Annotated in this window: 7 protein-coding genes; 3 read left to right on the top strand and 4 right to left on the bottom strand. The window is 58.0% G+C overall.

Features of this window, described 5'->3' with window-relative positions; genetic code table 11:
* Positions 1-21 precede the first annotated feature (21 nt).
* Both purD and AC3IUF_RS03080 read left to right on the top strand, forming a co-directional pair.
* A complete protein-coding gene (gene purD / locus AC3IUF_RS03085) occupies positions 22-1,317 on the top strand; it encodes a phosphoribosylamine--glycine ligase (protein WP_007914586.1) in 1,296 nt (431 codons plus the stop codon).
* 99 nt (positions 1,318-1,416) lie between these two features.
* The gene (locus AC3IUF_RS03080) at positions 1,417-4,191 is read left to right on the top strand and encodes a hybrid sensor histidine kinase/response regulator (RefSeq protein WP_007914583.1); all 2,775 of its coding nucleotides are present in this window, start codon (positions 1,417-1,419) and stop codon (positions 4,189-4,191) included.
* Positions 4,192-4,213: 22 nt separating this feature from the next.
* Here AC3IUF_RS03080 and AC3IUF_RS03075 read toward each other — a convergent pair whose 3' ends face one another.
* The 3 genes from AC3IUF_RS03075 to AC3IUF_RS03065 are packed head-to-tail and all read right to left on the bottom strand — an operon-like array spanning position 4,214 to position 6,409.
* Complete coding sequence (locus AC3IUF_RS03075) at positions 4,214-4,855, bottom strand: hypothetical protein (protein WP_489280335.1); 642 nt, start codon at positions 4,853-4,855, stop codon at positions 4,214-4,216.
* Entirely contained in the window at positions 4,852-5,553 is a 702-nt protein-coding gene (locus tag AC3IUF_RS03070; protein ID WP_095113539.1) for a hypothetical protein, read from the bottom strand. Before AC3IUF_RS03070 ends, AC3IUF_RS03075 begins: the two co-directional genes overlap by 4 nt.
* Positions 5,554-5,608: 55 nt before the next feature.
* Positions 5,609-6,409: a hypothetical protein gene (locus tag AC3IUF_RS03065; RefSeq protein WP_007914578.1), complete on the bottom strand. Its 801-nt coding sequence runs from the start codon at positions 6,407-6,409 to the stop codon at positions 5,609-5,611.
* Positions 6,410-6,642: 233 nt separating this feature from the next.
* Between AC3IUF_RS03065 and AC3IUF_RS03060 the strand changes: the two genes are divergently transcribed.
* Entirely contained in the window at positions 6,643-7,239 is a 597-nt protein-coding gene (locus tag AC3IUF_RS03060) for a MarC family protein (protein WP_007914577.1), read from the top strand.
* Positions 7,240-7,325: 86 nt separating this feature from the next.
* Here AC3IUF_RS03060 and AC3IUF_RS03055 read toward each other — a convergent pair whose 3' ends face one another.
* Complete coding sequence (locus AC3IUF_RS03055; protein WP_489280333.1) at positions 7,326-14,486, bottom strand: TcdA/TcdB pore-forming domain-containing protein; 7,161 nt, start codon at positions 14,484-14,486, stop codon at positions 7,326-7,328.
* Between the last annotated feature and the right edge of the window lie 247 nt (positions 14,487-14,733).

Raw genomic sequence — 14,733 nt, 5'->3', positions numbered from 1 at the left:
GCGTCATCCGAGGTTTTTGAAATGAATGTTTTGATCATTGGCAGCGGTGGCCGTGAACACGCCCTGGCCTGGAAAGTGGCTCAGGATCCGCGCGTGCAGAAGGTTTTTGTCGCTCCGGGCAACGCTGGCACCGCCATTGAAGCCAAGTGCGAAAACGTCGCCATCGACGTGCTGGCCCTTGAGCAACTGGCCGACTTCGCCGAGAAAAACGTTGCCCTGACCATCGTCGGCCCGGAAGTGCCGCTGGTGGCTGGCGTCGTTGACCTGTTCCGCTCCCGTGGCCTGGACTGCTTCGGTCCGACCGCCGGCGCTGCGCAACTGGAAGGTTCGAAAGCCTTCACCAAGGATTTCCTCGCCCGTCACAAGATTCCGACCGCCGACTACCAGAACTTCACCGAGATCGAGCCGGCCCTGGCTTATCTGCGTGAAAAAGGCGCACCGATCGTGATCAAGGCCGATGGCCTGGCCGCCGGTAAAGGCGTGATCGTCGCCATGACCCTGGCTGAAGCCGAAGACGCCGTGCGTGACATGCTCGCCGGCAACGCTTTCGGTGACGCTGGTTCGCGCGTGGTCATCGAAGAATTCCTCGACGGCGAAGAAGCTTCGTTCATCGTCATGGTCGACGGCAAAAACGTTTTGCCGATGGCCACCAGCCAGGACCACAAACGTGTTGGCGACGGCGACAGCGGCCCGAACACTGGCGGCATGGGTGCCTACTCCCCTGCCCCGGTGGTCACCGCCGACGTGCACAAGCGCGTGATGGATCTGGTGATCTGGCCGACCGTGCGCGGCATGGCTGAGGAAGGCAACGTCTACACCGGTTTCCTGTATGCCGGTCTGATGATCGACAAAGCCGGCAACCCGAAAGTCATCGAGTTCAACTGCCGCTTCGGCGATCCGGAAACCCAACCGGTGATGCTGCGTCTGCAGTCGAGCCTGGTGCTGCTGGTTGAAGCGGCGCTCGCGCAAGCGCTGGACAAGGTCGAAGCCCAATGGGATCCACGCCCGAGCGTCGGCATCGTGCTGGCCGCTGGCGGCTACCCGGGCGACTACGCCAAGGGCGCAGCGATCAACGGTCTCGATGCTGCGGCGAAGCTGGAAGGCAAAGTCTTCCACGCCGGCACGGCACTGAAAGACGGCAACGTCGTCACTGCCGGCGGTCGCGTGCTCTGCGCCACCGCAATGGGCGCCAGCGTCGGTGAAGCGCAGCAGCAAGCCTACAAGCTCGCGGCCGCCATCGACTGGGAAGGCTGCTTCTACCGCAAGGACATTGGCTACCGCGCCATTGCCCGTGAACGTGGCGAAACCCAGGAATAAGCTGTCGATCAAGTCCGGCGAGGGATACCGTTCCTCGCCGGGCTGTTCCGCCGCCGCGCATCGTTATATTCTGGCATCAACCTACGAAGGGATTTCGCCGTGCGCTGGCTCAGGATTGCCATAAGCTTCACCGTCACGTTGCTGACCTTGCTCTGCATGCTTCCGGCCCAGGCCGCGCAAGGCAGTGGCTGGTCGGTATTGCTCGACGATCAGGGCAATCTGCAACTGAGCGATATCCGCTCCGCTCGCTACACCAATCAATTCAGCCCCATCGACCTTGACCGCCTCACCGCGTCCGAACCCGATGGCGCCTTGTGGCTGCGTTTCAGGCTGGCACCGGGCAAGCACGAGCAAGTGCTGCGCATCTTTGCCCCCGACCTGTCACAGCTCAATCTCTACGTACTCGACGGCGACAAGCTGATCGAGCAACGCAACACCGGCACCGACCAGCCGCAGGCCGAACGGCCGTTGCCGAGCAGCGACTTCATGTTGCCGTTGCCGCAGAGCGACAAACCCCTCGACGTGTATCTGCGCCTGGTGTCCGACCATCAGTTGCGCCCGCACGTCACCCTGCAATCGGCGGTGATGAGCGCGGCCAATCACAATCAGACGCTGGTCTTCGGTTTACTGTTCGGCTGCCTCGGCATGCTGCTGTTGCACAATCTGGTGCGCTACGCCTATTCCCGCTCGCGCAGCAGCTTATGGCTGGCGGTCTGCGAAGGCCTGCTGGGCCTGAGCCTGTTGCTGCTGCTCAACCTCGCCGGTCCCTGGCTGCCGAACTGGCATGCGGTGCAGACGCCGGGCGCCTATCTGGCGTTGCTGCTGACGGCGCCGGCCGGGCTGATGTTCGCCTATCGCTTCTTCGCCCCGCTCGGCCCGCATCCGCTGAACAAACTGTTGCTGGGCGACATTCTGTTTATCGTGACCTGCAGCCTGTTGCTGCTGTTCGTCAACACCCTGCCGCTGAACATCATCACTTATGCACTGGTGGCGCTGGCCGGCCTGAGCATGTTGTTCGTCGCGTTCTATCACTGGCAGAAGGGTTACCGCCCGGCGCGTTTGTTCGTCGCGGCGATGGTGGTGTTCAACATCGGCACGCTGATCATTCTTCCGGCCTTGCTGGGGCTGACATTGGTCTCGCCGCAAGGCTTGATCATGACCCTGATGGCATTCATCTGCATCAGCGGCCTGCTGATGAGCATCGCCCTCGGTGAGCGTCAGCGCAGCATCACCGAAAGCCGTTTCAGCGTCAGCCGCGACCTCGCCGCAAGCAATGCCGAGATCAACGCCAAAGCCGAATTCCTCGCCAAGATCAGCCACGAAATCCGCACGCCGATGAACGGCGTGCTCGGCATGACTGAACTGCTGCTGGGCACGCCACTGTCGGTCAAGCAACGCGATTACGTGCAGACCATCCACAGCGCCGGCAACGAACTGCTGACGTTGATCAACGAGATCCTCGACATTTCCAAGCTTGAATCCGGGCAGATCGAACTGGACGACGTGCAGTTCGACCTTAATGCCTTGATCGATGACTGCCTGAGCATTTACCGCGCCAAGGCCGAACAGCAGAACGTCGAACTGATCAGCTTCATCCAGCCGCAAGTGCCGCGAGTGATCAGCGGTGACCCGACACGTCTGCGTCAGACGCTGCTGAGCCTGCTGGAAAACGCTCTGAAGAAAACCGATGAAGGTGAAGTGCTGATCGTCGTCGCGCTCGACGAACGCAGCAGCAAGCCACGCCTGCGCATCGCTGTGCAGGACAGCGGCCAACCGATGGATCAGGAAGAACGCGACGCGCTGATGCACGCCGAACTGCACAGCAAGCACTTCCTCTCGGCGAATCGCTTGGGCGGCAATCTCGGTCTGGTCATCGCGCGGCAACTGATTCGTTTGATGCAGGGCGAATTCGGCATCAAGAGCGGCGCCAATCAGGGCAGCACCTTATGGTTGACCCTGCCGCTGGATCCGGATCGCCTCGAACACCCGACCTCCGATCTCGACAGCCCATTGCAAGGCGCACGAGTGTTGGTGGTCGACGACAACGACACCTGTCGCAAAGTACTGGTGCAGCAATGCAGCGCGTGGGGGCTGAATGTCAGCGCCGTGCCTTCCGGCAAGGAAGCGTTGGCCCTGTTGCGCACCAAGGCGCACCTGCGCGATTACTTTGATGTGGTGTTGCTCGATCAGAACATGCCGGGCATGACCGGCATGCAGCTCGCGGCCAAGATCAAGGAAGACCCGAGCCTGAACCACGACATTCTGCTGATCATGCTCACCGGCATCAGCAATGCGCCGAGCAAGATCATCGCGCGCAACTCGGGGATCAAACGCATCCTCGCCAAACCGGTGGCCGGCTACACCCTCAAGACTACGCTGGCCGACGAACTCAACCAGCGCAACAAAGGCCAAGTGGTGTTCCAGCCGCAAGTGGTCACCCCAGCCACGGCTGCCAAAGTGCCGAGCGACTTCCGCATCCTCGTTGCCGAAGACAACACGATTTCGACCAAAGTGATTCGCGGCATGCTCGGCAAGCTCAACCTGCAACCGGACACCGCCGCCAACGGCGAAGAAGCCCTGCAAGCGATGAAAGCCCAGCGTTACGACCTGGTGCTGATGGACTGCGAAATGCCGATTCTCGATGGCTTCTCGGCGACCCAGCAACTGCGCGCGTGGGAAGTCAGCAACCAACGCATCCGCACGCCGATCGTGGCATTGACGGCGCACATTCTCGCCGAACACAAGGAGCGCGCGCGTCAGGCCGGGATGGATGGGCACATGTCCAAGCCGGTCGAGTTGTCGCAATTGCGCGAGCTGATCGAGCACTGGGTTGCCCAGCGAGATCAGCAGAACCGGACGGCGTCGACCTTCTGAGCAGGATCGTATTGTTATTCGATCAGATCTCCAGGCCATCAAGGTATTTGAGTGAGCCGGTGATGACGGAGTTTTTCACCTTTTCGCGAAACTGTGCGTAATGCAGCGTGTTGAATGTAATGGCAGCAATTTGTTCAACGCTGTTGTGGATGAGTGTTTCATCCTCGCTGAACAAAAAACCGCTGGCCTCTCTCTCGATCTGGAACTGGCGGTGATAGATGCCCATTTCCACTTTGTTCGGGCCACTCATCACGCAGGGGATCATTTGAAAATATCCGACATTGGCACACAGGCTCGTGGACTCGAACAGCCTGAGTGCCAATGCGTCACGCTCCATCACCTGCAGCGCACGCCGCATAGGTTCGCAGAACTGTTCACCCAATACCGCCGCGATACGCTGCGTTGCCTGACTGGCCATCAGATTATTGCGCGACGGCGTCAAGGTTTGCGGTTTCGGCACGTCCCATCCGACAAATTTCAGGACATTCCTGTAGTACTCGAACCAGTCCCCCGATAGTCCGTCCTCGAACGCCGCGCGCGTTGCTCTTTGCGCATAGGCTGTGCTCATGTAGATGTCGTCTCGATGGGTCGCAGGCAGGCCACCGGCAAACGCCACGACACTGCCGCCCACCACCGCAGCCTGCGGTGTAATCAAGTCCTTCATGCCGTAATCTCCTTGGGCAGATTCAGCACTGCCACGCTGTCCGCAAGTTTGTCCCTGACTTTCCTGGCAATCGCCTCACGCGCGCCGCTGTAGCGAATTTCCGACAGACTTGCCCGGGCGTGATGCACATGGACCAAGCCTTGAACCTCTTCGCACTGATACAACTGTTGAAATGGATTTTGGCTTAACTCGAGTGACGCCTCGAACTCAACAAACGCGCTTGCTATCGAATCGGCAGCATTCGCGACAATTACCAGTAGATGTACCTTCGCCAACGGCGGCGGCATGCTGTCCGACTCGGCCGTAGCCGATATTTTCATGAAACTGCGCAATCGCTGGATGGCGAGTTCGTCGCCCGGTATTTGTGCCATTCGCTGCAGAACAACACCCATTATTCGGGTTTCAGACATGGCATCATTGCTTAACGCTGTATTGAAAAACTCCAGCGCGGACTGACTTCCGGGATTGCTGACCTGCCATGTCTGCTTCGACTTCTGATGGCGCAACCAGAAATCATCAAGGACACTCACGTACGTGCCGTACCAATCCGGGGACAGGGATTTTTCACGTTTCTTATTGGCAACCAGTTGCGCCAGCAAAATCGAATTGACCAGATCGCTATAAACTTCCAGCCGTTCACCATCGGGAATAATCACCACACAAGCCCCGACAATCAGAACTAAACACTCATCATCCATGTTAGGCCTCCGTAATAAAAAAGGGCAGTCGCCATGACTGCCCTTCTTCTGTCAATCAGATTTCATACTCTTCGATTTTCGATACCACGTTCAGACCCAGCTTAGTCCTGATGGCCATGCGCGCCTTATCAGCAACTTCGGTATTCTTGGCAAAGATCGTTTCACCGGTGTACAACTTCACATTGCGAATATCCACATCGACAAACATAACTTTAGTAGAAGTATTGCGACGCAGAAAACGCACAGCGCCGACGGCCATGATGGCTTCACCATTAACTTCGGTACAGACGCCAGCGGTGATGCCGCCAACGCCGTGGTTCAGCAGATTGCGCTCATACAGAGTCAATGCGGTGTCGCGTTTTTTCAAAGCGGCGATGGCGTCGCCCGCCGTCTTCAGCATCAGCGCAGTTGCAGGACCAGGCACCGCAAGACCCGCTACCACCGAGCCGAGAATTTCCAGGACCAGTTTATCCATCCGTACGCTGGTGCCCGCAACCTCCAGATCGTTGTAGTACTTGGTAACAGGCGTCCAGCCTGAGTTGGTCATGACCTCGCGAAACAGCAGATACCACTCCAGGCCCTGGCTTTCGAGCGGGAATTTCTTGTTGGCTACAAGTGTCGCGAAAAGAAAGGCATTTTGTGCGTCGGTCCGATTGTCATCCGTCAGATGAGCAGAAAATGCCAAAAGACCCTCGCCAACAACTGCCGCCTTTGTCGGCGCTTCCACGGCGTCACCCGAATTAAGGGTCAGGGCAACACCACGACCTTGAATAGTTGGAACCTCATCAATTTCATATTGCTGCAAAGCACTAATGCAGTTGGCGACATAGAGTTGTTGCATTACTGGGTTATTCACTTTCAATTCCTTATCATCATTTAAGCAAGTCTTCATTAACTTGCGAAAACGACCATAACCAAAGACACCAACACCCCACAAACAAAAACATGTAACACTACTTACCAAAGCAATAAAACCACAACTAACAAACAACTAAACCAATAACAATCAGCGCTATAAAAGTCGATACCCCAACCCCGCAAAGCGCTGATAGACTCCATCCCCACTCTCCTTCCCAGCGAGACATGACCATGCTCCACGTGTTGTTCAGCGTTTACCTGAAGATGCTGGTGCTCTACAGCCCGTTCTTCGTGCTGTCCTGTTTTATCAGTCTGACCCGCGGTTATTCGCGCAAGGAGCAACGGCGGCTGGCCTGGAAGGTCGCGGTGGCGACGCTGGTCTCCAGCGTCCTGCTGTATTTGTTCGGACGGGTGATTTTCGATGTGTTCGGCATCACCGTGGATGCGTTTCGCATCGGCGCCGGCAGTGTCCTGTTCATTTCGGCGCTGGGCATGGCGCAGGGCAAACCGGCGGTACAGGCCGACAACGTGCAGCAGGACGTCACCATTGTGCCGCTGACCATCCCGTTGACGGTTGGCCCGGGCACAATCGGTGCCTTGCTGGTGATGGGCGTCAGCCAGCCGCATTGGGACGACAAGCTCACCGCGATCATCAGTATCGCGCTGGCCAGCTTCACCGTGGGCGTAGTGCTCTACCTGTCCAATCGTATTGAGCGGATTCTGGGGGATCAGGGATTGCAGATCGTCAGTCGTTTAATGGGATTGTTTGTCTGCGCCCTGGCGGCGCAGATCATTTTTACCGGGATCAAAGGCTATTTGGTGCCCTGAAACCGGCCCCCGAGTGCGCCGGCCAAAATTAAAACGCCGCGAACGACAACGTTCGCGGCGTTTTGGTTTTCAGACGAATTCACCGGTCAGAGCGAATGGTCAGCCAGCACCGCCAGGCTGGCAGTTGCGTCATTGCCCTGCACGCTCGCCAAAGCCTTGAAGCATTGTTCGAGTGCGAACACGTACTGACGGCCAGCGATTTTGACAGCCAGTTCGCATGAACCCTGCTCCTCGATCCCGCGTACGATCAGACTGTGGCCATTGTCCGGATCGGCCAGTACCAGGTGGCCATCGATCCGCGACATCAGCCAATGCCCACACTCGGGCATATCCAGCACCAACAAGCCAGGTTCCGTCTCCTGCTCCGCGGATGGGCGCCGCACATCGACAACGATGCAATCGAGTCGCTGCCAGGTTGCGGCCGATATCCGATAACCCTCCGTGCGCGAACCGAAGGTCAGAATCAACCGTTCGACGCTGTCCGCAAGCAATGGCTGTACCTCAGTGAGGTCATCACTCACTTCCAGCACCATGACCTCCTCGTCACGGTGGGCGTAGCTACCCGGCAACCAGACGCCATCGACCGTTCCGGCGCTGAAGATCAATGGGTCAATCGGGTCGAACAGCAGCGGATTGGCCGCATCACGCGTACCAAGGAACGTAGCCCATTTTCCATCGTCCCGAGCAGACACCTCGAATAGTCGATCAAGCTTCGGCACGTAGTATTGGTAGCGATTGCCGGTATTTTCAACGGGAAGAAACGCGGCATGGTCTTGCCCGTCCAGCAGCTTTTTTAAACGCTCCTGCAATTGCACAGACGTCTGGCCCGGGACGTATGACCAGCGGTTTTCCATGCCGACAATGCGCGCCGGCTGCTGATCCTGCAGTTGCAGCGTCACACCTTCGCGGGTACGCCCGAGCAGCCCGTCGCCATGCGGCAGCACTTCGCAAAACGCCCACGATGACCAAACTCGCTCGGCCTGTGGCAACGCTTGGCGATGCAGCAACACGCTGCCGTTGCCGAACGCCGCGTGCATCTGCTCGAGAGCAACCAGCGTCTGGCGCCACAGCTGCCCGGAAGTAATATCAAGCAACCAAACTGCTTGCCGGTCGGGCGTTAGCCCCAGCAACGTAAGCTCGTGGCTGCCCATGGCGTCCATCAACACAAGTTTTTCGTCAATACACCACACTGGCAGAAACGTCTGACTCGCTTGGGCACGCAAGCCGATGATTGCAAACGCGGTGCTGCTGTATTCCATGGCAAGCGCCGGTAATGCCGTCAGCCAGTCGGGGTTTTGTTGCAGCCAACGTTGGCCGAGGCCGACAAATTTCAGCACAGGTCTATCAAGCTCGGACAGCCAGTTGTCGTCCTTGACGCCGAGGTCGACTTCGAACATTCGCCCATCGTCTTGGGTGGCCAGGAAGCTTTCGCCAACGCGCGTAACATCGATCACACCTTTCGCAAGCGCCTTGTGCCATGGCACGTTGTCACGCAGTTCTATGCCATGACTGAGCATTTGACTTTGCCGGCTGTAAAACAGCAGCGCAGCGGCGGGATCAGAGGATCGCGGCATCAGCATCACCCTGTCCGCGTCACTGTCGGTGTCTGCTGGGAAGTACCTGTCGTGATGCGCGGCAATCCATGCCCGCTCAAGCAACTGATCGAAGGACCAGGCACGGGCGTGAATGTATGGCGCGTAGGTCCAGGTGCTGATGGGCGAAGCCATACCAGGTGTCTCGTCTGCGTAGGGACGGCGTTGTTTCTGGCGATGGCGGAAAAACGCGATTCGCGTGCCCTCCTCGGGCTTGAGGAAAGATTTTTCCAGACCGGGCGACCACATGTGGATGTCCGTCAGGGTCACTTCGCGGTCGGTCAGATGAAACTCCAGTGTCGTGCGCACATTCATGGACTTTTGTTCTAGCAACTGCTGCGAGACTCGCAGAGTGCCGTCCGCCAGTTGCCCGAAAGCGCTGATTTTCGTACCGGGCTCCACACTCAATAACCGATAACGATGCACGACCAGGCCGCTGATCACAGCCACGCGCCAGACCGTGGCATGCTCGGGATGATAAAACCACGCGTGCGCAGCGCTGGCGGCGCCCAGCATCAGGCCGTCGTTGACTTCGCGCGGCAGCTCGCGCGCGTACAACAAGCGTTTTCGAGCGACATCGTAAAAAGCGGTTGTGCGCACAGCGTGGCTGGCCGGATTGAACGGCACCCTGAACCGGTGAAGCGTGACGTAACCAGTGCCCAGACGCCCTTCATTGTCTCGCTGGCGCAGATGGGCAAGGACATCACGCGGATTGTCTTTAGCATCGTTGAGGGTGATGGAAAGCAGGCGCAGCGACTGACGTTGCCAGTCCAGTTGAAACAACTCTCCCCCGGCCAGTTCGATCAGCCCCTCGAAGGCCGACAGCACGATACCGTCGACCGTTAGTTGACGCCCCGCCAGGTATGTCTGCAGGGCGCCGTCGTCCATCTTGGATACGTCATCAAAGCAGACCTGCTCAATGCTGGCCCAAGGAGCATGCACCAGCCATTGCGTCGCTCCATTGAATTTCACGGTTTTCAGTCCCGGGGTCAGACGGAGCTGGCAGCGGTCTGACGTGGCGCTGATTTCGTAGGACAGCTTGTGCTGGCACTCCATCGGCAAGGTCGGCACCGCTAGTTGGCGCACCTGCTCGTCCAGCACCACGCTGATCGTTGTCGCTTTATAGACCGGATGCAGTTTGTAGAGGATGTGTTTGAAAGAGGGTGTGCTGTGCAGATAAAAACGCCGGTTGCCCTGCTCGTCGTATTCCAGCTTGTCCGCCGCACTGTCGCGCAATTGCGGATAGCGTGTGTGGATGCGCTTATCCAGATGTCTCGTCAGCGTATCGCCCAGTGCCGCGAACGGATTGAAGTACGAGTAAAAGTCTGGCTCAGGCATTTCACTGGCGTTACGAGGCTCGACCTGCTCTCCCGGCAGAGGCTCGTACACATAGCCCGCGCCTCCCAGTTGATATTCGTAGCCGTAATAGCAGAGTGGTGTGCAAGGCAGCACCACGGTATGCAGTGAAGCGGCCCCGTGGATATTCAGCGCTGCGCTCTCGGGGAGACCGAAAGCCTGGCGGATATTGAGGGAACGGTGTATCTGCTGCGGGTCATCGTTGTATTTCGGCAATTCGAGTGCGCCGCCGCCCCATGGATAAAAGCGCTGGCTGTCAAAGCTAACCCGCCTGTCCTGCAGATCCAGATGGGTGATCACGGCTTCTGGCGGGAACTGCAATACACCCTCTGCGACAGTGAAAGCGCCCGGTTTGTAAGCGTTGTGGATGGCACGCAAATGATTGCCGACCGCTGTTGCCTTGTCGGCAATCTGCCCAAGATTGCTGGCGATGGCCGTGGCACCGATGCCGATGCCGAGTAACGGCACAGACAGAAAAGCCGCCGCTGCGCCAACCGTTCCGCCTGCCGCCAATGCAGCAACATCCAATCCCAACGCTATTGTGTTGAACGCCAGAGACGTGGAGAACTGCGAGCGCTGCTCGTGATTTTGCGCCAGTGACAGGTTATGGATGTCGAAGCCGATGTTGACCAGCGAAAACGCAAAACCAACGCCGGTTGCCCCGCGATCGAGCACACGGCCGGACAACGACGATTGGCGCAGGACCAACGCCTGTTCACTGGCCACCACTTGCCGCACCAGGTTGATCATCTGTGCGGTGTCGCTGAGCACGCCAAAACCCAACTGCGCATAGCTGACGTAAACCTGGACTTGAAGCGCAATCGACAAGGCTGGCAACTGATCCCCGGCCTGGTATTCACGATGGCGCAGTTCGCTGATCAGCGTCTGGATCGCAAAGGCGAAACTCAAGCGGCTGCCTCCATCAGCCTCGGCCGGGCCACTGGGTTTGCCTGCCTTCACGCTCTGATGCAGATGCTGCTTGAGCTGAGTGAAGCGCGGGTCGGCCGTGCTCACGGTTCGCACTTGATGCGGATTCTGTGCATCGACCAACGTCAGCGAAAAGTCACCGTCCGCCTGAGGTGTGAGCGTTTCCAGCAACGGCAGATATTCACGCCCCAACGAGTGCTCACTGCGCAACTGCTGCATGGCCTGAGCAAACGCCTGCGCCCAATAGCGCGCATCCACTTGCGCCAGGCTGGCACCCATCCGCGCGTTTTCACTGAGCGAACGCTGGCGCGCCACGGCCTGCTTTGCCCAGACTGGGCCACTGCGTGAATCACGCGAAGGAATGCGCAAAAAACTGTCCAGGGGCAAACCCGTCGATAGCGTGCGGGCCGCCATTGCCTCAGTGTTCAACTCGATCACGTTGAATCGCGCCCCGGCCATGTCGCCCAGACCGTAGAGCCTGGCCAGTGCACTGTCGCCGGCGCTCAGATAACGCTCAACGCCAAGTTTCACCTGCGCGCTTTCGGCGAACGCATAAATGGCAAAGTTCGGGTCGTAGAATCGATAGACGAATTGACCTCCTGCCTGCACTTTGGCCACCAGCAAGGCGTGATCGCCGGTGTCGAGCAACAGGACGGTGGCTGCACTTTTCGCCTCCAGTGTCTGTATGACCGAGTCCAGACTCTGCAAGCCACGGGAGTCACCAATGGCACTGGCAGGCAAGGCTCGCAGTTCATTCAACGCACTGAGCAATGCCTGTGAACTGGGTTGCTGGTGGTTGATGTTGGCCGTGGCAACATGCCCCACCAGTGTCCGTTCGGCCGACTCACCGGCAGCCACCGCTGCGCCCATCAGCAACGCCAGCGGATAACACCGGCGCCCCGGATCACTGCTCGTGTGCATCAGCAAATCCTGCGACAGCTGCCGGGCCGAGGTCGCGCCGGCCTCGAAGAATATCTCGCGCACCTGCGCACTGCGCTGGAGAATCCGCGAGCGGAACTCGCCTTGCGCCGTGTGATTGATCTGCCCGATACGTTCGCCCCATTGGCGCAAGGTCAAGGGTTCAAACAGTGCCTGAACCTTGAGTTCGCGGGCTGTCAGGACGTCATGCGCTTGTCCACGCGCCAGCCCGGCCTCGAAGTCGGGCGACTGCCGCTGGCGCAGGGCTTTTTCAACCGCATCATAGCGAGCGAAAGTACCGTCGCCGTCAGTCTCGACAGCAAGGTCGCGCACGGTTTGCCAGACGCTGGCAAAGCTCGCGTCGTCCAGACTTGTCGCGCCGAAAATCCCCCCGAGCATGACGCGCACCAACGGGCTGAGTTGTTCCAGCGGCAGAGAATCATGGGCGATGCGGCTGAGCAGTTCATTGAGGTTGCTTGAGGATTCGGCGCCCTGGGAAACGGGCAGCTCGCGCACAGGTTGCGCAAGGATCAACTGACGATTTTTAAAGCCGATGGAAAAGGCTTTGGTGAAGCTGATGTCACCGCTGAGTTTGTCCCTCATGGCTCGCACAAAGGGTTCGCCCAGATCATCCATCAATTGTTGCAGGACCGACGTCAGCAGCACCGCTTTACCGCCCACCACCGGCCAGCCTTGTTTGAACGTCAGCGTCTGTTGCGGCTGAAGCAGATCCGCCAGTTGCCCGGTATAGCGTGATTTGAGTTTGCCGGTTTTCCACTTTTCCTGCTCTTTGGCCAGCCATTGCTCGGCGTCATCATTGACGGTCCAACCGGAGATCGCTTCCTCCTCGGTCTGCACGTTGTAACCCTCGGCCAGTCGCAAGCGCTCCTGAACCGTAACCTCGTTGTGCGGCAGGAGGTGAGTCTCGACGTAATTTTTCAGCCCGGTCACCGCTGCACCGGGTCCGGTAAACGCAATAGTGCCGCGCGATCCGACGCGAATACCATCACGGTAGTAGCTTAAAATCGCCTCGCTCAACTTACCCAGAAAATCCTGCAGCGTGCGCGTCAGTTGCCCCTGCTCGATTTTCTCGTTCATGACGTTTTCTATGACATCGAGCAATCGTTCAGTCTGTGACCAGTCTACCGACGATGCGATGGCCGCCTGCTCAACGGCCTGCAGGCAGTCATAGTTGAAGCGGATCAATTGCATGACCGCGAGCGTCATCTCGCTTTGCGGCTGTGCCAGCAGATAAGCGTTCATCTCTCTGCTGAATTGCGTGCCCATTCGCAGACCGTGTTGCGGGCTGACGACTTCACGCGGTGCGACAAATATATGCTTGACGCCGGGCTTGCTGCGGGCAAAGACCAGCAGTGCCTCGCGATGTGCGGCAGGCAAAGTGTCCGTGTGATCGGCGTAGCGCAGGCGGTCGCGACCGGGCATCAACGTTTCATCATGATTGAGCAAAAGCTGCAACACCCCCAGCCGTTGCTCGTCACTGAACCCGCTGATGTCGACACCGCCCAGTCTGTCAGCCAGCGGCGGCAGATAATCCATGTCGCTGTAACGACCACCCTCGGCATATTCGGTTTGCAAGCGAACAACATCGCTTGCCGCCGCAAAGTTACCGCGCATTGACACTTCGCGTTGATAGACATCCTCTAGAAAGTGCCCGGCGAACTCCCGTCGAACATCACGCAACTGCAAGTCGCTGCCGGCCATTTGCTGATGGCTTTGCAAGCAGCGTTGACGGAAGGCTTCCAGCGTCGTGCGGTCTTTGCCGTAAGCGCGCACCATCAGGTCGATCCGGGCCTGATCAGCTTTCCCTTGCCATTGCGGTTGTTGCAGGTACTCGAACATCTCGCGCTTTAATACACGCGCACGATCTTCGATCATCTTTGCAAGTTCATCGGGGTTGCTCACGGTGTCCCCGCCAGACTCCATTGCAGCAACTCTGGCGCTGTCGGATATAACCCGATTCATTTCGAAAGCCAGTAACGCATCGCTGTCGTACCAGAGATTGAACTGGTAATTCTCGGCAGCCAGCACCTGACGCCAGATGTTCATGTAATCGCGCTGGATATTGCCAACCTCACTGCCACCCACCCAGACGAAGTGCATGACTGCGGGTATCGGACTGGGCACGTCACTGAGCATGTTTACAGTGCCTGCCAAGCGGGCGATGTAAGCGCGCAATTGTTCTTCGACGGTATCGATCAACGCTATTGCGGGCGCTGAGTTACGCTTTGCCAAGCGTTCAAAATTTTCCAGAAAGAGTGTTACAACCTGCAGCTTTTCAGCGAGGCTGGTGGCTAGTCCGGCCTGCTCGTAAAGCGCCACCAACATTGCATATTCGGCAGAAGCGGAAAACGCCTTGAATGCGCGCTTTAACGCGGAGTATTCATCGGCGGAAATAAAATCAAACTCGTCAACATATTGCTCCATGACACCCATCAAACTTCATCCTTTATTCGTTGAGAGAATCCTCGACGAAGTTAGTCTGCCTGCGGGGTAACTTCAAAAAGCACAAAACTCAAATAGTTTCCCAAGAAATATCAAACAACAGACAAGTTGCTTCCGCGCACGATTCGGTAACAAACAGACGCGTGCCCCGTCGTTCGATAAACAAGCGAAGCGGCGCTCCCAACGGATGCACCGCCGTAATTCAAAATTAATCGTCCGGGAATGAATTTCGACTTGA

It is taken from the genome of Pseudomonas sp. KH_040 (genome assembly GCF_057839305.1).
This window is presented reverse-complemented; position numbering and strand designations above follow the sequence as displayed.